This window comes from Corynebacterium argentoratense (genome assembly GCF_021491455.1).
GTDB classification, from domain to species: domain Bacteria; phylum Actinomycetota; class Actinomycetes; order Mycobacteriales; family Mycobacteriaceae; genus Corynebacterium; species Corynebacterium argentoratense_A.
Genome location: NZ_JAKETN010000002.1, coordinates 87,659 through 109,097 on the forward strand (window position 1 = coordinate 87,659; position 21,439 = coordinate 109,097).

The 21,439-nt window shown below is 59.8% G+C and carries 18 protein-coding genes; 11 read left to right on the forward strand and 7 right to left on the reverse strand.

Features of this window, described 5'->3' with window-relative positions; all coding sequences use genetic code 11:
* Positions 1-33 precede the first annotated feature (33 nt).
* Positions 34-906, forward strand: a complete 873-nt coding sequence (ppk2, locus tag L1C91_RS02865; protein ID WP_234857937.1) for a polyphosphate kinase 2 — start codon at positions 34-36, stop codon at positions 904-906.
* A gap of 35 nt (positions 907-941) precedes the next feature.
* Positions 942-2,024 carry a 3-hydroxyisobutyryl-CoA hydrolase gene (locus L1C91_RS02870; RefSeq protein ID WP_234857938.1) on the forward strand — a complete coding sequence of 361 codons (1,083 nt, stop codon included), beginning with the start codon at positions 942-944 and terminating at the stop codon, positions 2,022-2,024.
* Positions 2,025-2,082: 58 nt separating this feature from the next.
* Here the strand turns inward: L1C91_RS02870 and L1C91_RS02875 are convergent, their stop codons facing one another.
* Entirely contained in the window at positions 2,083-3,279 is a 1,197-nt protein-coding gene (locus tag L1C91_RS02875) for a DUF6882 domain-containing protein (protein ID WP_234857939.1), read from the reverse strand.
* A 274-nt stretch (positions 3,280-3,553) separates the two neighbouring features.
* On the opposite strand from L1C91_RS02875, the gene L1C91_RS02880 reads away from it, so the two are divergent.
* A complete protein-coding gene (locus L1C91_RS02880) occupies positions 3,554-5,011 on the forward strand; it encodes an alpha/beta hydrolase (protein WP_234857940.1) in 1,458 nt (485 codons plus the stop codon).
* A gap of 664 nt (positions 5,012-5,675) precedes the next feature.
* Here the strand turns inward: L1C91_RS02880 and L1C91_RS02885 are convergent.
* Both L1C91_RS02885 and pth read right to left on the reverse strand, forming a co-directional pair.
* Positions 5,676-7,310, reverse strand: coding sequence for a peptide chain release factor 3 (locus L1C91_RS02885; protein ID WP_234857941.1), 1,635 nt, complete (start codon positions 7,308-7,310; stop codon positions 5,676-5,678).
* A gap of 65 nt (positions 7,311-7,375) precedes the next feature.
* Positions 7,376-8,110 (reverse strand): aminoacyl-tRNA hydrolase, encoded by a 735-nt coding sequence (gene pth, locus L1C91_RS02890; RefSeq protein ID WP_234857942.1) that lies wholly within the window; start codon positions 8,108-8,110, stop codon positions 7,376-7,378.
* A gap of 238 nt (positions 8,111-8,348) precedes the next feature.
* Here pth and L1C91_RS02895 point away from each other — a divergent pair, with 238 nt between their 5' ends.
* The 5 genes from L1C91_RS02895 to L1C91_RS02915 all read left to right on the forward strand — a co-directional run bounded on the left by L1C91_RS02895 (position 8,349) and on the right by L1C91_RS02915 (position 13,848).
* Positions 8,349-9,800, forward strand: coding sequence for a glyceraldehyde-3-phosphate dehydrogenase (locus L1C91_RS02895; protein WP_234857943.1), 1,452 nt, complete (start codon positions 8,349-8,351; stop codon positions 9,798-9,800).
* 581 nt (positions 9,801-10,381) lie between these two features.
* A complete protein-coding gene (locus tag L1C91_RS02900) occupies positions 10,382-10,570 on the forward strand; it encodes a hypothetical protein (protein ID WP_234857944.1) in 189 nt (62 codons plus the stop codon).
* Positions 10,571-10,761: 191 nt separating this feature from the next.
* The gene (locus tag L1C91_RS02905; RefSeq protein WP_234857945.1) at positions 10,762-11,949 is read left to right on the forward strand and encodes an ABC transporter substrate-binding protein; all 1,188 of its coding nucleotides are present in this window, start codon (positions 10,762-10,764) and stop codon (positions 11,947-11,949) included.
* A gap of 67 nt (positions 11,950-12,016) precedes the next feature.
* Positions 12,017-13,063 carry a FecCD family ABC transporter permease gene (locus L1C91_RS02910; protein ID WP_234857946.1) on the forward strand — a complete coding sequence of 349 codons (1,047 nt, stop codon included), beginning with the start codon at positions 12,017-12,019 and terminating at the stop codon, positions 13,061-13,063.
* 29 nt (positions 13,064-13,092) lie between these two features.
* Complete coding sequence (locus L1C91_RS02915; protein ID WP_234858182.1) at positions 13,093-13,848, forward strand: ABC transporter ATP-binding protein; 756 nt, start codon at positions 13,093-13,095, stop codon at positions 13,846-13,848.
* Here L1C91_RS02915 and L1C91_RS02920 read toward each other — a convergent pair.
* Positions 13,734-14,819: a hypothetical protein gene (locus L1C91_RS02920; protein WP_234857947.1), complete on the reverse strand. Its 1,086-nt coding sequence runs from the start codon at positions 14,817-14,819 to the stop codon at positions 13,734-13,736. The genes L1C91_RS02915 and L1C91_RS02920 overlap by 115 nt on opposite strands.
* A 164-nt stretch (positions 14,820-14,983) precedes the next feature.
* Between L1C91_RS02920 and L1C91_RS02925 the strand changes: the two genes are divergently transcribed.
* Positions 14,984-16,051, forward strand: a complete 1,068-nt coding sequence (locus L1C91_RS02925; RefSeq protein WP_234857948.1) for an AAA family ATPase — start codon at positions 14,984-14,986, stop codon at positions 16,049-16,051.
* Positions 16,052-16,602: 551 nt separating this feature from the next.
* On the opposite strand, the gene L1C91_RS02930 is transcribed toward L1C91_RS02925, so the two are convergent.
* Entirely contained in the window at positions 16,603-17,112 is a 510-nt protein-coding gene (locus L1C91_RS02930; protein ID WP_234857949.1) for a GNAT family N-acetyltransferase, read from the reverse strand.
* A gap of 58 nt (positions 17,113-17,170) precedes the next feature.
* On the opposite strand from L1C91_RS02930, the gene L1C91_RS02935 reads away from it, so the two are divergent.
* Complete coding sequence (locus tag L1C91_RS02935; RefSeq protein WP_234857950.1) at positions 17,171-17,320, forward strand: hypothetical protein; 150 nt, start codon at positions 17,171-17,173, stop codon at positions 17,318-17,320.
* 167 nt (positions 17,321-17,487) lie between these two features.
* Positions 17,488-18,510: a GIY-YIG nuclease family protein gene (locus L1C91_RS02940; protein WP_234857951.1), complete on the forward strand. Its 1,023-nt coding sequence runs from the start codon at positions 17,488-17,490 to the stop codon at positions 18,508-18,510.
* A gap of 2 nt (positions 18,511-18,512) precedes the next feature.
* On the opposite strand, the gene L1C91_RS02945 is transcribed toward L1C91_RS02940, so the two are convergent.
* Together L1C91_RS02945 and L1C91_RS02950 are read right to left on the reverse strand one after the other, a co-directional pair.
* The gene (locus L1C91_RS02945; RefSeq protein WP_234857952.1) at positions 18,513-20,396 is read right to left on the reverse strand and encodes a hypothetical protein; all 1,884 of its coding nucleotides are present in this window, start codon (positions 20,394-20,396) and stop codon (positions 18,513-18,515) included.
* Between the two features lie 152 nt (positions 20,397-20,548).
* Entirely contained in the window at positions 20,549-21,334 is a 786-nt protein-coding gene (locus L1C91_RS02950) for a hypothetical protein (protein ID WP_234857953.1), read from the reverse strand.
* Between the last annotated feature and the right edge of the window lie 105 nt (positions 21,335-21,439).

Here is a 21,439-nt window from a genome sequence, read left to right on the forward strand (position 1 = left end):
GCGGGTGGCATTGGGGGACTAGAATGCCACCCTATGGGTAAAAAAGAGCTACCGAAGCTGTCCAAAAAAGCCTACGAGGCCGAACTGAAGCGCCTGCAGGCTGAACTGGTTGAGATGCAGCAGTGGGTTGTCGAGACCGGCGCCCGCGTCGTCATCATCATGGAGGGGCGCGACGCCGCAGGTAAGGGCTCTGCGATCAAGCGGATCACCCAATACCTCAACCCCCGAACCTGCCGCATTGAGGCGTTGCCCGCGCCGTCATCACGCGAACAGGGCCAGTGGTACTTCCAGCGCTACGTTGAAAAACTGCCGACCGCTGGCGAGATCGTCATTTTTGACCGCTCGTGGTACAACCGTGCGGGCGTCGAGCGCGTCATGGGCTTTTGCACCTCGCAGGAATACCGCCGCTTCTTGCACCAGGCCCCGATCTTTGAGCGCCTGCTGGTAGAAGACGGCATTATGCTGCGCAAATACTGGTTCTCGGTGTCGGATGAAGAGCAAGTCAAGCGCTTTAAGTCCCGCCGTAATGATCCGCTGCGCCGCTGGAAGCTGTCGCCCATGGACCTGCAATCGATCACCCGCTGGGAGGACTACTCCCGTGCGAAGGACGAAATGTTCGTCCACACCGACATCCCCTCCGCCCCCTGGTACACGGTGGAGTCGGAGGACAAGAAGCGCTCGCGTATCAACGTCATTTCGCACCTGTTGTCGACCATTCCCTATGAGCACATCGATCGTCCGATGCCGGATATCCCGGAGCGCCCCCAGTCGACGAATGACTACGAGCGCCCCCCGCGTGAGGATTTCCGTTACGTTCCTGACGTCGCGTCCAAACTTGAGGCAGGCAATCAGGATGTCGCTGAGCAGGACAAGAAGACGAAAAAGAAGAAGAACCCCAAAAACTGACGCCTGGGTCACATTTTTTCGGTACAGTGTGCTGCATGGCACACAATACTGATGTTTCTACCAACGCGTCCACCGTTCCTGACAACCTCGTCTACGCGCACGTCGTGGGCACCACCGGCCGGCTAGAACTCAACCGGCCCCGTGCCCTCAACTCGCTTAACCTCGAGATGGTCGAGATCATCCTCGACCGCTTGGAAGAGTGGCGCGATGACCCGTCGGTCACTCACATCCTCATCACCTCCACCTCCGAGCGCGCATTCTGCGCCGGCGGTGACGTTCGAGCCATCCGCGAACAAGGCATGCAGGGCCAGTATGCCGAAGGCGACCGCTTCTTCAACGCCGAATACCAGATGAACGAGATGCTAGCGGTATACCCCAAGCCGATCGTCTCCCTCATCCACGGTGTGGTGATGGGCGGTGGCCTGGGCGTATCGGCGCACGGTTCGCACCGCGTGGTCACCGAAAAAACCTTCGCCGCGATGCCCGAAATGCTCATCGGGTTCATCCCGGACGTCGGCATGAGCTGGCGGATGCAAAAAATGGTCGGGGGCAAGGGCTACGCATCGGTGGCGTTGGCGAACTTCCTCGCCACCACGGGTATGCACTTGAAGCCGGCCGACATGCTGTGGTGCGGCCTGGCCACCCACTACATCGATTCCCCCAAGATGGATGAGTTCGTAGAGGCCGTAATTGATGAGTCCAAGGGTGTTGACGCCGCGATCGAAGCGCACACCACGACCGTTGCGGAGTCCTCGGAGTTGGCCCGCTGGGAAAAGCAGATGGAGCAGTGCTTCGCAGCGAGCTCCTGGTCGGAGATCCGCGCCAACCTTGAAGTCTGCGAGGACGCTGAGTTTGTGGACTTGGTGCGCGAACACACCAAGCTTGCCAACCCGACTTCCCTGGTGGCCACCATTGAGGTTATTGCCGCGACCGTCGAGTGCAGCCACATTGGGCAGAGTCTGGGCCATGAGCTGACCATGGGTAACCAACTGCGGCGCGAACCCAACTTCGCAGAAGGCGTGCGCGCGGTGCTCATCGATAAGGACCGCAACCCCAGTTTCGTGCCCAATGACATCGCCGAGGTGGACGAGCAGTTCTACCGCGACCTGCTGCGCTAGCGGCTAGCTGGCAGCTGCTGAGCAGTTATGTGGTGGCTATTGCGCAGCTAGCTGGCGGCTAGATGGCGTTGCCGGGGAACAGCAGCAACGCCCAGGAGTCATCCGGTTGTGGCACCCACGCGTGATGCCACAACCCGGTGGCAGAGGTGCACATAGCCAGCACATGTGACTGCTCTACCTCCTGCCTCGATAGTTCGGGGCGAAGCAGTGCACCCACCCCATGCCGATAGCCCAGGAGACGAATGTCGTGGGCTGGGCTGGGCCGGGTCGGCCCGAACGCTTGCGCCCCAAACCACTCTGCGGAACGCGTGGCATCCGCCCAGGACCACCGCCAGGTATCACCCTTCACCGTGGCAACATGATAGGCGGTGACGGACGCCAAGCCCCGCGACGTCATTAATGACAGGGGAGCGCCGAAGGGGGAGGGCGCTGTGCATTGCAAGGGGCTGCGTCCATCGGCTGGTGGGACGAGCAACGAGTTCAAGTAATGCTGGAATTCTGCGGTGGGTTGCAGGCCCTTGGCGGCGATGTCCTGTCCGGTGACGTCGCCCACGCTGTTGAGGTAGCCGGGGGTGCGTAGGTGCATCACCGACCCATTGGAAAACTCCACCAGCGTGCGGCCTTCTTCCGGCTGCGAGGTGCGGATACCGAGCCCGTGCAGAGAGGCGAAGCCCTCGCATGCGCGAACTGACACGTGCGGGGACCATGCTGCTGCGAACAATTGCTGGTGGGGGTCCTGGTGCGGCAGCCAGTCGATGATCGCGAGGGTCCGGGTGCCGTCGGTCTTGGGCAGGCTGATGCCCGGGCGGCCCATGAGGTGCGCGGAAGCGGCCGCGAGATCTGACCAGGATTCGCCCGGAACCGTCACGGCAGCGAACGTGCGGGGGGCCTGGCCCCGCAGAGTAAAACGAATGCTGATGGCGTCGTCACTGGCAAACGGTGAGACCGAAGGGTCGTGGGTGGTGCCGGATGATGCGTCCGACGAGGAGTCAGCAGATGCATCAGGCGAGGTGTTGGACACGGGGGCGTGTGCTGGACCGTTCGCCAGGCCTTGCGGGGTGGCGGTACCGGTGGGTGCGACCTCGATGTGTTCGATGTGGCCGAGTTCCTGCAACAAACACTGGATGCTGGCGGCACAGTTCAAGGAGCCGAAGGCGGCGGCGTCGGGCGCGTTGGTGGCGTCGGCGGTGTCGGCGTTGACTGCGTCGGTGGTGTCGGTGGCGTTGGCGGCGGGGCCAGTCGAATGCTCAGACATAGCTCACAGCATACTGACAACGGTGCCGCCGCGGACGGACAATGTGCGCCACGCATGACTCGCTGCAACTGACTGCAACAACAGCTAAGGCGGCGGTAGCTAAGGTGCGTAAATGTAACCCGATCGCGCACAAGTCGATATAGTCCCATGAGAGACTTCTAACGAATGCGGCAAAACTGACAACCCGGGTTACACCGGTGAAGCTGCCGCAGTCGCAAAAACACACCAGTACACGGAATCCTCCAAGGAGCAGTTGAAAGTGCGCATGCGTCGGATGTTGACCTCCCTGCTAGTAAGCACCACCGTCTTCGGCGCGTCGCTTAGCCCAGCCCCAGTCCACGCGCAAGACCACGGACTCGACCCCGAAGGTACCGACAACCCCGGCAACACCGACACCCGTCGCGCTCCCAGTGGCTTCTCGGAACAAGGTTGGCTGAACGCCCTCATGCCTTCAGTTAACCCACAGTTCGACAACCCCATGTTCCCCAACGGGCGCGAAGGCATGCCGAAAGCAAAGATCGACATGCACCCAGAGGAAATCGAACGCCTCAAGCGCTGGATGGGCGTCAATGGAGATACCGTCCGGCAAATCAATGCCTACTCCCCGTCGATGGGCCGCTGGATTCCCTTGGTGTGGTTGCCCGCGCCGGACACCAGCACGCCCCGCCCCGTCGTCTACGCATTGGGTGGCGCCGATGGGGGCTACACCGACCAAAATTGGCTGAACCGCTCTGACCTGCCGGAACTTGCCCGCGAAGGTAACTACCATGTGGTCATCCCCGCCCTGGGCCGCCACTCTGCCTACACCGACTGGGTCGAGGAATTGCCGGAACAGGGCGGCAAGCAAATGTGGGAAACCTTCCTCACCTACGAGCTGCCCGAGGCACTGGAAGCCGAAATCGGTGGCGACGGCCAGCGCAGTCTCATCGGCATGTCCATGTCGGGCGGTACCGCACTGAACTACGCCGCCCACCAGCCGGGTTTCTATTCCTCCGTGGCATCCCTGTCCGGTTGCGCCGCGAACAACACCTGGTGGGGTCGCTACGGGCTCAACCGCACCATCGAGGGTGGTGGCGGAAACACCGACATGATGTGGGGCCCGATGAACTCCCCACTGTCCCGCTACAACGATGCTGTCCTTAACGCCGAGCGGTTGAAGGACCAGGAAAACCTCTACGTCTATTCCGCCACCGGTTTGATGGGCGCCCTGGACTTCTTCGGCGACTGGGCCCCGGCTAACAGCAACCAGAAGAAAGACCGCTGGAGTTACGGCTTCAGCATCGAGGCTGCATCTAACCTGTGCGCCCACCAGCTGAAGGTCCGTACCGATAGCCTGGGAATCACCGACATCGCCTACGATTTCCCAATGACGGGCACGCATAGTTGGGATGCGTGGAATGAGGCCCTGCATACGTTCTGGCCTCGCCTTCAGCGCGGATTCGGCGAGGAGGTCGTGGTGCCGGACGTTCCTAGCTTGGGATCCTCCGACCTCGGCTCCTCCGATCCTGCGACCGGCGTTAGCACCTCTTCCGAATTGGCGGAAGGTTCGTCCGCGTTGGGTTCCTCAGATGGTTCTTCGGATGATGACGCCGTGAGCGGCAGCGCCGCGCTTGGGTTCCTGGCGGGCAGCAGCATGGCGCTGGGTAACTTCAGTAACTCGCTGCTGCAGATGATCTTTACGCTATTCAACCTGCTGTTCGGTTGGATCAGCAGGGCAACGTTTAGCGGCTAGTTGCACTAAATTGCCGCCCTGATTACTGCTGGAAACTCTGTAGGGTGTCAGCGGTATGCACGACTGTGGCTTGAGGGCTCAGAGGTACCCTTTCCCTTGAGCGATCTGGTTTTGAATTTCAGCGGAATGCTTTCGGATGTCCTCCGAGTCTGCCTCTTCTGAAAGTTTCCCAAGATTTCGTTCAAGAGAAAATCGGTACGCCAAGTAGATTAAAGCTACTGCGAGAATAGCCAGAAGCAACCAGAGAAAAAGCTCATTGTTCTAGTTCTGGCCGCACCCGACCCACGCTAAGCAGGCACGCATCTGCCAGTCTTCGTGAGGCCGGTTCGCAATGTTTTTGCAAGTGTATTCATTTGGGTACCAGCCGGTGCACCTTGGCCCATTCTCGTATTCGCATTCCTTTGCTGGGAATACGTGAGGTACCTGAGCGTGAACGGGGGATGTACATATGACTACAGCTGCGACTGCTGCCAGACATGCGCTTAAGTTCTTTTTTAAAGCGTTCATGTGGATCTCCCTTAGGAGTAGTGTTACTCTAAAATGAGTAGCTTTCAGAATAGAAATATTTTCCACATATAGCAACCACTTTAAAGTGACCTTAGTCATATCTTGAGGGGGTGCTAGTCCCTAATCGCTGTTAGTTGGCGGGGCCGGGCCCATGCCGCTAGTCGGCGACTAGCGGTTCGAGCACGAACTCGGGGTGCTCCTTTTCGATGAACTGCAGGCGCCACTTGTCGCCAAATAAAGCAATGAGCTCCCCATCGGTGCGGGTAAATACCTCACACCCGCGCTGCTTGGTCAACTCTGCAGCCGTTTCTGGGGTAGTGCGTCGGGCCACCGAATAGGGCACAGGTTCGGCGATGGTCTCCACGTTGTACTCGTTGTCCATGCGAGCCATCATGACCTCGAACTGCATGGGGCCGACTGCGGCCATGACCGGCGCGGCGTCACCACGCGCATCATTTTTCAAAATCTGTACGACACCTTCGGCCGCCAACTGATCCAAAGCCTTGCGGAACTGCTTGTACTTACCCAAGGACTTCGCGCGCAACGTGCGGAAATGCTCGGGTGCGAACTGTGGCATCGGCGGGTACTGCACCTTACGGCCTGCGTAGATGGTGTCGCCGGGTGCGAGTGTTCCTGCGTTGACCAAACCAACAATATCGCCGGGGTATGCGGTGTCGACGGTGTTGCGGGTGCGGCCGAACACGGTGAGCGCATACTTGGTGGAGAAACTCCTACCGGACTGGGCGTGCGTGACCTGCATGCCGCGGTCGAACTCGCCGGACACAACGCGCATGAAAGCTAGGGAGTCGCGGTGGTTTTTGTCCATGCCGGCCTGCACCTTGAACACCACGCCGGAGAAATCATCGGTGACGTCGCGGGCGGCGTCGAAGGCTGCAGTGGCCTCGTCGATTGCCTTCTGGGAGGACGCACGCGAGCCTGGTGAGGGGGCGAGCGCGCACAGGGTATCGAGGATCTGGTGGACGCCGAAGTTCAGCATTGCGGAGGCGAAAATCACCGGGGAGGTGGTGCAGTCCAGGAAAAGCTCCTGGTCATGCAGGGCTCCATCCATCGTCATCAATTCGACTTCTTCCGCCGCGGTCGACCACGCATCCCCTTCACGCTCTTCGGCCTGCTCCGGGCTGTAATGCTCCTCGGGGGCGATGGTGGAGCCGCCGGCGGTGCGGATGAAGTGGATGTATTCCTCTGGCTCACCGTCATCGCTGACCTTGGCGAGCCCACGGAAGTCGCCGGCTTCACCCACCGGCCAAAACAGGGGAGTGGGCTGCAAGCCGATCTCCTGCACGATCTCATCCATGAGCTCGAGCGGCGCCATACCGGGGCGGTCCCACTTGTTGATCACCGTGACGATCGGCAGGCCACGGGCCTTGCACACGCGGAACAGCTTCAGTGTTTGGGGCTCCAGGCCCTTCGCGCCGTCAATAAGCATCACGGCCGCATCCACCGCGGTGAGAACGCGATAGGTGTCCTCAGAGAAATCCGCGTGGCCGGGCGTATCCACCAAGTTGATCATGTAGGGCTCGCCCGTGTGGCCCTCTGGTGCGTATTCGAACTGTAGGGCGGAGGACGCGATGGAAATACCGCGGTCTTTTTCCATTTCCATCCAGTCCGACACCGTGGCCTTGCGCCCTGCCTTGCCATGCACCGCACCGGCTTCGCTGATGACGTGCGCGTGCAGCGCCAATGCCTCCGTCAGAGTGGACTTACCGGCATCGGGGTGGGCGATGACGGCGAAGGTACGGCGGCGGGCGGCTTGGGCAAAAAGATCAGACACGGACGCCTATCTTACAGGCAGCAAGGCCAAACGCAGGCGCGGGTTGCGCCCGAGTGCGCACAGGGTTAGCGCTTGCGGGTGTGCACAATGTTTTGGGCGCGATCAACGCCTTCAGTGATGATTAACTGCGCAGCAACGATGGCGTCGGCCGACTGGGTGGGCAGGGTATCGAGGATCTCCTGGGTCATGGGCCCGATCACGTGCTCGATGATCGGAACGCCTGTCGGCCGCCCGATACCCATCCGCACGCGAACATAGTCCCCCGACCCGAGCCGCGCGGTGATGGACTTCAGCCCGTTGTGGCCATTATCGCTACCGCCCGCCTTTAGCTTGACCGTACCTGGCGGCAAATCAAGCTCATCGTGGATGACGATGACGCGCTCCGGAGGAATCGACCAGCGCTGTGCGAGCGCGGCGACGGCGATGCCAGACTCATTCATATACGTATCCGAGCGCACCAGTGCGACGGTGTTCTCGCCCCAGGTGGTGACGGCGGCATGGGCGGTGCAGCCGGGCACGGGCTGCAGGGACAGTGTGCTGCCTGAAGGCTGCGGGCCCTGGCCAGGTGCGTAGTCGTGCGCGTGGTCGAGCGCGTGGTCGATGGCGAAGTAGCCGACATTGTGCGGGGTCATCTGATACTTCGCCCCCGGATTGCCCAACCCGATGATGAGCCACTCGGGCACAGCGTCGGGGGAGTGTGCGGCGTCAGGATGTACAGATCCGCCGGAGGCAGACGCGGCGTCATGATCGCGGGAAGAAAAAATCTGGACGATGCGCTGAAGGAAGCGAGGTAAAGCCATGGACACCATAGTGGCAGATCGCCAACGCAACGGCACAGCGGGGACACAGCGAGCACGCCATGGCGGGATGATGGCGCTGTGATGGCGGTGGTGAGGACAGCACGATAGCGGTGGTGAGGTACAACACCCCCACAAAGTAACCCCGGTAGAGAGTAAAAGGGGCCCGAAACAAAGAAAACTTAGCTACGTTATATGTGTACTTGTTTTCTTCGAATCACACCCCACGGAAGGCGCATAAATGCCCAACAACGACTGGAACCAGCGGATCGAACTAGCGGAAAAAATGATCCCCCTGCTCGGCCAGCTCCGCCGGAACAACAACGTTGTTACCTCGATCTTCGGATCCCTACTCGACAACGCAACCGCCGTCGACATCGTCAAATCCCACCGCTACGCCCGCCGCATCTCCGGCACAGAACTCTCCCTTCACAAGACCTACCCGATCGTCGAACTGCTCACCACCCTCAACCTCGGCACCGCATCCATCGATCTCGGTGAACTCGCAGTCCGCTATGACGAACGCGGCGGCGACCTCGAAGCCTTCCTCCGCGAAGAACTCGCCGACGTCATCGACGCACCCGTCACCACCGCCGACGAAGTAGACGTCGTCCTCTACGGCTTCGGCCGCATCGGCCGCCTGCTCGCCCGCATCCTGCTCGCCAAGCAATCCTACGGACGCGGCGTCAACCTCCGCGCCATCGTCGTACGCAAAAACGGCGACAACGACCTGCAAAAACGCGCAAGCCTGCTGCGTCGCGACTCCGTCCACGGCGCCTTCGACGGCACCATCAAAGTCGACGAAGACAACAACATCATCTGGGCCAACGGAACCCCCATCCAGGTCATCTACTCCAGCGACCCCGCAACCGTCGACTACACCGAATACGGCATCAATGACGCCATCGTCGTCGACAACACCGGCCGCTGGCGCGACCGCGAAGGCCTCTCCCAACACCTCAAGTCCACCGGTGTGTCCAAGGTGCTGCTCACCGCGCCGGGCAAGGGCGACATCAAGAACATCGTCTTCGGCATCAACGACGGCGACATGACCGCAGACGACCAGATCCTCTCCGCGGCGTCATGCACAACAAACGCCATCACCCCCGTCCTCAAGGCCGTCAACGACAAATACGGCGTCGAATTCGGCCACGTCGAAACCGTCCACTCCTTCACCAACGACCAAAACCTCATCGACAACTTCCACAAAGGCTCCCGCCGTGGACGCGCCGCCACCCTCAACATGGTGCTCACCGATACCGGTGCCGCCAAGGCCGTCTCCAAGGCCCTGCCTGAGTTCGAAGGCAAGCTGACTGGCAACGCCATCCGCGTCCCCACCCCGGACGTCTCCATGGCGGTGCTGAACCTCACCATGGCCGGTGACGTCGACCGCGACGAGGTCAACGAATACCTCAAGCAGGTCTCCCTGCGCAGCGACCTGCGCCAACAGATCGGCTACATCCACTCCCCGGAGGTTGTGTCCAACGACTTCGTCGGCACCACCCAAGCGGGCATCGTCGATGGCCTTGCGACCATCGCAACCGGCAAGCACCTCGTGCTCTACGTCTGGTACGACAACGAGTTCGGCTACTCCAACCAGGTGATCCGCATCGTCGAAGAAATGGGTGGCGTGCGCCCCCGCGTCTACCCGAAGCGCAGCAGCATCGACGCAATCTCGGCGGGGCAACGCTAGGCACGGTGGGCCGGGCTCGGTGCTCCGTGCGTGCTGCTTGAGCGGCCGTGGTTAGGCTTTTGGGCCTGGCTGCGGCCGCTATTTTCATGCTGGTGTGCACTTTTATCGGGTGGGCGGGCATATGCGGCGGTGTTTTCCCAGGTCGCCGGTTTTAGTGCGGCGCCCCACCCGATATTTTGGTCCGTTGCCGATAACGTGACGCCAGTTACTTTTTATATAGGCTCGTGGGGAGTCGGGACACCTGAACGGTCAAGGTGCCTGAAAGATTCGAGCCATCCGTACAGCCGAGGAAGTAGCGGGCAGCAATGAGCGACCGCGAAGATCACGCAGAGGAAACCGCTGGCGCAGCTAAAACCTTGGCGGTGGTGGCCGGTGTTGTGCTTGTCATGATCGCCGTGCCCGTGGAGAAAGCGACCGCAAGTTCAAGGAGTTGGATCTGGAGCCGATCCCGGTGCGAGGCGATGCGAAAAGTGGCTAGTGGTCTTTTGTGCGGCGTGGAGTGCACTGGTTAGCGGCGTGGAGCGTTGCTGTTGACGGTGTGTGGGGGCGGTGGCTGCTGCTATTAAGGTAAGCTTTCGATCATGGATATGGACAAGCTGCGCAAGAAGGCCGCAAAGGCCGCCAAGGGGGGTAAGCGTAAAAAGTGCTGCAAGTCCAAGCCGCGGTGCAAGGGGTGTCCGGTGGTGTTGCATCGTTTGAATAAGGGGGGTTGCTTGGAGCTTGATGACGCCGCGTTAAAAAAGGCTCTCAAGAAGGCCCGCGCGTACTGAGTGACTGCGGCACAGGGGCGGCAATCGGCCGGGGATGGGTGATAGTTGCTGCATGACGCGTGATTGCGGTCAATGCTGTGCGCATTGAGGGCGCAATCTGACGATGTTATGAAACTAAAGTTGTATATACAACACGGTGGGGAGTATGATTCATTTTTGCAACCTACGCTAATCTACGGCAAGGAGTACCTATGAAAACGATCACTAAAGGTCTGGCGGCTGTCCTAGCCTCCAGCGCACTGCTGCTCACCGCATGTGGCGGCACTGGAGAAACCACCGCGACGTCAGAAAGCACAAAAGCTGACGCAGCCTCGGGCAACGCAATCACCGTCACCGACGTCGAAGGCCGCACCGTCACCTTCGACAAGCTGCCTGAACGTGTCATCCTTAGTGAAGGCCGCGGCGTGTTCGCAACCTCCATCCTCGACCGCGAGCACCCCCTCGACAAGGTCGTAGGCATGGGCAACGACCTGGAACAGGCAGACCCCAGCTACTACGACAACTTCAAAAAGGCTGTCCCTGAGCTCGCCGACGTCACCACGATCGGCAACATGAACCACGGCGACGTCACCGTCGAAAACCTCCTCGCCCTCAACCCCGACGTTGTCGTCATGAGCGCCGACGCCTACAAGACCTCCGGCACCAACGGCCTGCTGCAGAAGCTCGACGACGCAAAAATCAAGTACGTCGTCACCGACTTCCGCCAGCACCCGCTGGAAAACACCACCAAATCCGTCGAAATGCTCGGCACTGTCCTCGGCAAAGAAGACAAAGCCAAGGAATTCACCAAAGAATGGACCGACAAGGTCAATACCGTTAAGGAACGCGTCGAGAAGCTCAACGACCGCCCCAGCACCTTCGTGTGGCGCGCGGCCGGCCTGAAGGAATGCTGCTCCACCGTCAACGACAGCAACCTCGGCGAGATGATCAACCTTGCAGGCGGCGACAACCTCGGCGACCACCTAGTCGACGGGCCGTCCGGTAGCGTCACCGCCGAACAGCTGATCGCTTCCCAGCCTGCTGCGATCATCGCCACCGGTGGATCCTGGGCGCCGGACAAAGACAAGCCCGAAGTAGTGCCCCACGTAGAACTCGGCTACAACTCCGACCCCGAGACCGCACAGAAGACCCTCCAGGGCCTGCTGGCAACCCCCGGCTTCGAAGAACTCAAGGCACCCAAGGATGACGAATTCTTCGCCGTATGGCACCAGTTCTACGACTCCCCGCTGAACTACATCGCTATCGAACAGTTCGCGAAGTGGCTGCACCCCGACGAGTTCAAGGGCCTCGATCCCGAAAAGGACCTGAAGGAAGCCCACAAGAAGTACGTCGCCTTCGACGAGACCGGCGTCTTCTTCGTCAAGGACAACCAGAAGTAACAGCTGGCACACACAACGCTCGGCATGCCGCCCGGCACGCCACCCGAGGAATGGAAACGGTAGGACAGTGACAACAGTCGACACCCTTGTCTCCGCACACAGACGCCGCGTCGCCCGGCGATGGGCAATCATCGCGCTGCTCATCGCTGGGGCACTGGCCGCATTCGTCATCTCCACAGTGGTCGGCCCCATCGACCTAGGCCTGAAAGAAGTAGTCCAGGGTATCCTTTCCCCAGGTAGCCTGACGGACCAAAACAGGGTGGTGCTGTGGAAACTGCGCCTGCCGATGTCAGTGATGGCGCTGCTCGTCGGCATGACGCTGTCCCTGGCCGGGGCGCAGATGCAAACCATCCTCGGAAACCCCCTCGCCGAGCCCTTTACCCTAGGAATATCCGCAGCGGCGGCGTTTGGCGGGGCGGCCACAATCGTCCTGGGGATCACCATCATTCCGGTTGCGCAATTCAACCTCGCGACGGCCGCCTGGATCTCCGCAATGATCGCCACCACGCTGATCGTCGTGGCGTCAATACGCAGGGGAGCCTCCGCCGAAACAATGATCCTTTTGGGCATTGGTCTAGTGTTTTTCTTCCAGGCGATGCTCAGCCTGATGCAATACTCGGCGTCCGTGGAGGCTCTGCAGCAGATCGTGTTCTGGACCATGGGGTCGATGACCCGCGCAACCTGGCTGGGTAACGGAATTATTGCGGTCGTTCTGGTGGTGTCGCTGCCGATTTTCATGTGGCTGTCGTGGCGGCTGACGGCGCTTCGCCTGGGGGATGCGCGCGCGATGGCGATGGGCATCAACGTGCAGCGCCTGAGGGTCGTGGTGCTAATCATGGTGTCAGTGCTGGCGGCAACCACCGTCGCCTTCTCGGGAATAATCGGATTCATTGGCCTCGTGGGGCCACACATCGCCCGGATGCTGGTGGGGGAGGACCAACGCTACTTCATTCCGGCGTCCATGGCGTCGGGTGCGCTGGTGCTGGCCTGCTCGCATGCGGTATCGCTGATGATCCGCCCCGGGCTAGCGATCCCGATCGGCATCATCACCGCAGTGATCGGCGTGCCATTCTTCATCCTCATCATCATGACTAGGAAGCGGGCGAACTGGTGAATGACGTGACGCAGCACCATGCGGCGAACATGCTGCACATCGAAGACCTAAACGCGGGATACGGCTCCCACAAAATACTTGAAAACTTCACACCGAAACCCCTGCAGGGTGGCCGGGTGGTAGGCCTGCTTGGGCCGAACGGCTCCGGAAAATCGACCCTCATCAAGACAATCGCCGGGGTCCAACCGAAGCTCGGCGGATCCGTCTACCTACGCACCGACGATGGTGAGATGCTGCAGGGCAAGGAGCTCCGCGGCGTCATTGGTTATGTGCCGCAAGACCTCCCCGGATCCGCATCGCTGACCGCATTCGAAGCCGTGTTGGTGGCGGCCAGGCGCGTCGCTGTCGGGATAAAACCCACCGAGCTGGCGGCCCGAACCATGGTTGAGCTGGACATTGGGCACATTGCGGAAAGCTACATCGGTGAGCTGTCGGGAGGGCAGCGGCAGATGGTGGCGGTCGCGCAGATGCTGGTGGGCGACCCCAAGGTGATGCTGCTAGATGAGCCCACCTCGGCGCTCGACCTGCACCGGCAGCTGTACCTGCTGGGGCTCGTGCGGGAACGGACGCGGCGCGCCGGGGCAGTGACGATGGTGGCGATACACGACATCAACCTGGCAGCACGGTTCTGCGACGACCTTCTCGTCATGCGGGGCGGGGAGATCATCGCTCAAGGCGCACCGTGCGACGTGCTGTGCGAGGGACTCATCAAGACGGTGTATGACGTCGCGGCGGAGATCCTCGACCACAACGGAACCCCCGTCGTGTCGCCCACCGGACTTTGACGCAGGCTGCCTGGGGGCGGCAGGCACTGGAGACCGACCTGCTGCGAAGTAATGTTATCGGTGAGGGGGCCTTGACCCGACGACAAAATCATATTGGCGGACATGTTGATCCGCATCGTTGGGGTGCACTCGGGGCTGCCCCCAACACTGGGTGCCACCGTCCCGCGGAAAACATAACCGGGCACCCCATCCGACAGGTTCGCCGGCGGCTGCACCTCGATCGACGTGAGGGTGTCACCGAAGAAGGCACCCGCATAATGCAACAGGGTGCGCATGTCATCTGCCTGCAGCAAATTCAGTGGTCGATCGATGGTGACCGCACCATCACCGGCAGCTGCGGAAGATGGGTCGGAGAGCCCCGCGACGTCATCGGTGATAGTTAGCTCACCATTCCTGTTCACAATGTCATCGGACGGAGCGCAAAACGTTTCGACCGATGCCTTTCCGGAGGGGGTGACACGGTAGGACACGTGCGTCAACATGTCGGGGGCGGAGCAGCGGGGATCCTCGGTGGCGCGTTTGTGCACGGCGGCGACGAGGTCCGCGATGGGTGCCTCGGTGGGGGAGAACGTGGTGATTGCGCCGAGGACGTCGTCGAGGGGCTCATCGCTGAACTGTGAACCGTCGGAATCGTCGAGGTGCCACTGCGACCAGGTGCGGGGGCTGCTTGCAGCTGTGGGAACGGTCACCGCGACGGAACCGAGTTCACCATTTTCGAGTTGGAGTGCGAGCAATTCGACCTGGTTGGCGCCGCGGTCTTTTAGCTCCTGGACGTGGGTGGTGGCGGTGGTGAGGGCATCGAGGGAAGCGCCCTTGGAGAATGCGCCGTGGAAGGGATTGATGGGGAGGACGGAGCACGCGGAAAGTGTGGCGACGGTGAGGAGGGAGGCGGAGAGGGTTGCGGCGGTGGTGAGGGATTCTTGGGGACGTTTGGTTGCGCCGCTGGTGGGGCGGCTGACTGCGTGCCGCAAATTTTATTAGCGCCAACGTGTTAACCCCCGCAGGCTCTCAGCAGGAGGTTAAAACGGCCTATGGGTCTAGTGCCCTCTGCGACCCAGTCGCTTGATATATGGATAGAAGCTGGGTTGCCCACTTTGTGACTAAAATCTTCGGTAAATCCGGATATACTCAGGGCATGGCTAAATACCCGGTGAAGCACCTCGATGTGAGCGGATTCGGCCCCTTTGCGGGCGCCAACATCGAGTGCTCTTCGCAACTTAACGTCATTGTCGGCGACAACGGATGTGGCAAAACGCAGTTGCTTAAACTGCTCTACGCAGCAACGAAATCGCTCAGAGGCACTAAGAAGCTGATCGATAGACACAAAAGCTATGATCAGCCCACCAAGACCGAGTTGAGGGGAGAGATTGCTGACAAACTGGACGGAGTATTCCGCCCAGACTCCCTCGGGCGCTTAGTGCGCCGGGGCCAAGGTAGGAGCAAATGCTCTGTAGAGGTTAAGTACGAAGGCATCGGCTCGCCCCTGGGCTTTGACTTCAGTTCACGGGCTCAAAAAGAAGTAGACGTGGTTGACCTACCAGGGAGCAGGCTTAAAGATGAGCCTGTCTACATACCACCGCATGAGCTACTGACCCTTTCACAGACATTCATCACGATCTTTGAGAGCGTCGAAGCTGATTTTGATGAGACGTGGTATGACACCTCGAAGCTACTCAAAAAACCACCGCTAAAAGGGCGTCGAACCAAACACTCATCTCCTCTGGCCTCGTTATTTTCTGAGTTGCTTGGCGATGGCACTGTGAGCGAATCTGACAGCGGGCGTTTCTACCTACACCAGCCAGGTGTTGGCAATCTAGAAGCCACGTTGTTGGCTGAAGGGCATCGTAAACTCGCAATGATCAGTAGGCTAATCGCTAACGGGACGCTCCTTGAAGGGGGGTACCTGTTCTGGGATGAGCCCGAAGCTAACCTAAACCCAGCATCACAAAAAGCCGTGGCCAACGCGCTCATCCTTCTAGCTAGCCAAGGGGCGCAGGTGTTCGTCGCTTCCCATAGCCTTTACCTGATTCGCGAACTGCAGATGGCGGAAAATGCTCCTGATATCCAGTACATCGGGCTGTATCGTCCAGAAGGCAGCGCCACCGCAGTGGAGGCACAAACCTCGCACGACTTGGACGATATTGAGGTGTTTGCTGCCCTCGAAGCCGAGGCAGAACAAGCAGAGCGCTACCTAGCGTGGTGATGGGCAATGAATACTCAGACATCGGTTTCAGAGGGGAACCTGATCTTTAGCTTCCCCACGGGGTGGAAGGTAGACAAGTTTGACAGCTGGAAAGAATACGCAAAAGCCCAAGGTGCCTCAGATATCAGCGGGTGTGACGTGGTGGCTGTCGGCCGAGCTCGAGAGCCCCTGATACTGATAGAAGTCAAGGATTACAGCAGAGCAAGCAATCAGCTTCCCAATCCTTTGGACCTTGGGAAAACAGTAGCCCGGAAAGTCCTTGGAACACTGGGTTTATTGAATGCTCTGCGTTTCAGTAGCCAATATACCTATCCAGCGAGCTTGGCTCGGATAGCTGCGGGGTGCACGACGATACAGGTAGTTCTTCACATAGAGCTCGCAGGAGTCGCGACGAAGAAATTAAAGGGGCCTTTAGCAAACATTCAAAACCGGATGAGGAGGGTGAGCAAGCAGATCTCTTTGCCCGCTCCTATCGAAGTGACCTATCCCGGTGACGAAAGGCAAACGATCTGGCATGTAACGCGCCAATAGTCCACGCCCTTGAGCAATGCTTAAAACGGCACCACCTTGTGCATGTCCTGGTGGGGGATACCCGCATCCATATAGGTGGTGCCATCGATTAACTCGTAGCCCAAGGCAAGATAGAACCCCACCGCCTGCACCTGTGCAGCAAGCACGCACCTCACTGCGCTAGCTTGGGGCGCTGCGGTAGACGCGACGTCAGCACCCACACGCTCCAACAACGCCATAATCTGCCGACCGACACCGGTGCCACGCAAAGAAGAATCCACAGCTATGCGGCCAATATGCACCACGCACGGATCATCAGGCACATCCTGTAACACCCGCCCGATCGCAACCACCTGGCCAGAGCCGTCCGTCAACCACGCGTGAGTTGTCGTGGCGATCAGATCCTGTCCGTCCCACTCCAGGTCTTCCGGAACCTTCTGCTCGTCGATAAACACCCGCCGGCGCAGCTGGGTCGCGGTATCCAATTGGCTGCGCAGCGTGGGATCGGCAGCGGCCTGAGCACCATTAACAACGTGAGGGAGGAAAGCCATGCGCCCACTCTATACGGGTGGCGCGTACAGATGGCTGCCTCTGAAGGGTTGTAGCTGGGTGCGGCGCGAACTTATTGATCAGCGTCTTGAAAACGTTACGCCGAAGCAGTCCCTCATCGACCAGGCCGTAGCGGCGTTAAAGATCTGCGAGCAGGAAAATAGCCTACTATTCTGGGACACACACGGTGCTGAAATCACCGGTACATAAAAGAACCCGATCGGATGGCAGTCCGATCGAGGTTTCGGGCAAAGCCCGTCTAGTTGAGAAGTCTGATGAGCTCAACTAGTTCGGTCGTAAGAACTACGAGCTCGGTGAGCAGTTTTACTAACTCGCTAAAGGTGCTGCTGGCCGAGCTTTTGCCTAAAATGACAACCGTGACTGACACACCCCGGCGCTCCCCGCGGCGTCATTTCACCCGCTGGGTTGTTGAACCGGGCGACACGCTTGCAGCCATCCTGGCCGAACGACCCACGCGAAGCGGCGTCTACATCATCGAATTCGCCAACGGGGAACGCTATGTAGGCGAAACGGAAAACATTCAGACTCGCTTCGCCACACACGTCCTACGCTCTGGGCAGCACGCACCGTGGAAAGACGCCGTCGCACTCCAATTCTGGCCCCTACCGAGATTCAGCCGCGTCGAACGCCAAGTCGAGGAACGGAAACTCATCGAAGAACTGCGCGCACAAGGCCACACGCTGCGTAACCGCACTTGGAACCTTTACTCCACACAGCCCGGAACACTCGACGGTACCCTCGACGCCGACACATTCGAGCACTGGGCAGCCGGCACCATCGACCACGCCATTCGGCGGGACTGGCACGAACCAGATGCTGTCCTAGAGCGTTGCATCCACGACGGCTCCAAACTCATGCGCAACACTGCGGCCGTCCCGGGGTTATACGGCGCAATTATTGATGACGTCGCGTCGGTACTTCACCGCACCATCCCCATGCCGGTCACGTTGGAGGCCAAACGCTGGACTTTAAGCGATTTCCCTTCGACCAGTGGTGGCCGCTTTGTCACACTCAACGTGGGAAGACTAGAGGTGTACTTCGCGCCCCGCGAATGGGATGACCCTTGGGTGGTGCTCAATGCTGCGTTGGGAACCGTGCAGAAGATTAAACGCGAACGACAGCTCAAGGAGTTGGACGCCGTGGCCAATAGTGGAGCATACAAAGGACACCCCGTTGACCAGTTTGCTTTTGGTGTGGGTGAGGTCGCGGAAGCATTTGACAGGTCGCCAGCATTGCTGGAAGGCGTCCGCCGGTTGACGATGCAGTTGATGCGGCGGGAAACCTCTGGCCTGTTCGCACGTCATCACAGTGAGGTGCTGGCGACCGAGGTATTCCGCTACATGCATGTCAGCTACTTTGATGGTGACACCAGCGGGTAGTTTTATACGTCCCATCCTTCTTTTCTGAAGAAGTACTCCGCGATGGCGTGCTTGACCGGGCTATCGGCCACGAAGGTTCCGGCACGTAGTTCGCGCCGGGCGTGGCTCATTGCTTTATTAAACTCTGCCTGCGGGAATTGCTTTTGCACATGTTCTGGCAGTAGTGACCATGCCCCGAAGGAGTGCGACGGCAACCCACGTTGCGGGCCCAGGAGTGCGCGTAGGTTGTGTTCGCGCTCAAAGTCGGCGACACTTCCTTGCCGCCGGCTGCGACTAATCGATGGCTTTGTTTTCCCGCTCCCGGTTGTGGTGCCGGCTGCTCCTGCCATGGGGGCGGCCCCCATCATCGGCCCCATTGGTCGACTGCTTGCGCTGTTGGAGCCTGCTGTGGTGGTGGGGGACTGCGGCGTACCACCACTGCCGATCATGCTGCGACCTGCACCACCACCGGGTGTGCCGGGGCCTGTGATGCTACGGCCACCGATCCCACCGCCACCACTGCCGCCGATACTGCCAGCGGATAGACCCCGGCTGCCTGTACCGAGTGCGGTACCCGCACCACCGATCCCGCCGATACCACGAAGGGATGTGCCCCCGCCGCCACCACTGCCGCTGATCCCACCAGTGCCGCGCTGGGTGAGCTTGTCTGATAGTTGTTGGCTGAGTTTTTCTCCCGCTAGGCCACTGATCAACGGCCTAGCTCCACTCCCGGTGGTGGGTGTAGTGCCAGTTGTTGTGTGTTGTGCGGCGGTTGCTTTGAGTTGTTCTAGTGCTGGAGTAAAAGCACTGTGGCTGCCTGCGGAGGGGTTGGTGGCAAACACTTGTGATGGGTGCATTCCCTGGGCATGGCTCAGCCCTGTGGTGTGTGCATTAGACATGCCGGGTGTGGGTGTAGGTGCTGTGGGGGTGGCGACGGCGTGCTGGGTGCCGACCTGCTGTAGTGCATCACTTGTTGCGCCGACCGCTTCGAGGGAGCCACCTGTGCCAATCGTGTTGGCCTGTGTTGTGGTTTGTTCGCCTGCGATGGGGGTGATACTGGTGGGGCCTGCGCCTGCGACAGAACGTTTACCGGTGTGGCCGGCCTCCCGTTGGCCGGCTTGGCCGAGTATGTCCATGAGGGTGTTAAACGGTGGTATGGCTCCGGTGGTTTGTGTGCTGAGTACGCTGGCGAAGGCGTGGAGGAAGGCGTGTTCTGCTGCTTGTTGGGCAAAGGGGTTGGGCAGTGCTGCGATCATGGCTTGTGCTTGGGCGATGGTGGTGGTTGCTTCGGCGTGGATGGCGTTCATCAGGGAGACGTTGGTGGCCATGGTGTGTGCGGTGTCGATGAAGTGTTGACCAGAGGTGATGATGGCGTTGATTTGTTCGCCTGCGGCGGTGAAGGTATCCCCGTGGTTGTTGGCGGCGAGGTTGCTGGCGGCTTGACGTACATCGTTGACGACTGTGCTGAGCGTGTTAGCTAGGTTCCGCCAGGTGTGTTCGGCTGAGCTGAAGGCTCCCGTGTTGGTGGTGGCTAGTGCGTTGGCTAGCCAGGTGAGGGATATTTCTGCGTGGGCGATTGGTGGTGGGAAGGTGAAAGGGGTGATGGTGGTGTCGGGTCGGGTGGGGAAGTGGTGTGTGGTGTCCCCGATGGTGGCACCGGCGTGCGTGTCGCTTGGTGTGGTGGAGATGGTGGTGGCGACTGTGTCGAGTTGGTTGCGTAGTGTTGTGTCGGTGGTGGTCAGTGCGTTGGTGGTGGCGTTGAGGTTGTCGGCGACCCATTGGAGTTGGTCGGCGTAGTTTTTGAGTACTTGGTATGCGGAGCCTTCTTGGCCGGACAACACATTTGCATGCCCCTGCGCCAGGCCTTGCAAACCAGATACCTGGGTAGCTGTTTCCAATCCCAGCATGCCGATCGCTTTACCAGCCCGCGCTGTAGTGTCCGCAGCATGCCTGATTCTATCTGCGTTTGTATCGACGTTTGAAGGTATGTATTTGATGATGCTTGTCATTTTTCCCCCTAGTTATTGTTTTCAGCCGGTGTCGACCCGGCAGTGCTTGGTTAGCCCACTCCTGTGAGTGCATAGGTGGTGTCAACCACGGGATCGCAGTTGTCCAGAGGGCTATTTTTATAGCTTGGTCGGTCCATCCATAGAAGAAGAAGGCCCCGATCGGTTTTTACCGCTGCAACGCAGGCTGCATCAGGTTCAGTGACGTGAAGCTGCCACCCGGCGTCCCTCAGGCGTGGAAAGCTCTCTGCTGGTTTAAGCGACTTGCCTAATGCATTTGCGGCAGGACTAGTAGTCAGTCGTACGAGGAGGTCAGCTTCGGTTGTTCCAGGGTATGAAACTGTCCATGCGCAAGATTTACCGTCCGGAGAACCTAGGTCTTGATCGGTCCCTTTGTTACTTAAGTGCAGGCGCTGTTCGAGTTCGGGAGGCATGTCGCAGGGGTCCCAGACGTCGAAGCCTGGTTGGGTGTAGATCTCCGGTTCATCTGGTTCCAGTGGGCGTAGTGGGGCAGTGGTGTCTCTAGTGGGCCACTGCGTGTCTTGGTTCCCCTCAGCCATGTGGGTGGCGGAGGCTGCTGCGGGTGTCGTTGCCCCCGCAGTGTCATTGCTTTTGGACATTTGCCCTGCGGCGAACCCGACGGCGAATATGACAACGAGGGTAAGCAGCAGGCTGAGGATGATGAGGGCGATCTTGGTACCTTTGCTCAGGCCTTGTTTTACTGGCTCAGGTTCCGGTTGGCCGGGTGGAACGAACACTCCTTGCTGCATGCCAGAGCTTTGCGGAGTGCCGAATGTGTTTCCGCCGCCGGTGGGTGGTGGTGATTGTGGTGGATACATCTGCCTTTCCCCTTCTAGTTCACCGGTGTGTGGTGAACGTCTAGAACATTCCCCTCAGGTGAGCGCCCAACCCGTGGCGTGGGGTGGGATGTTCACCGTGGCGGC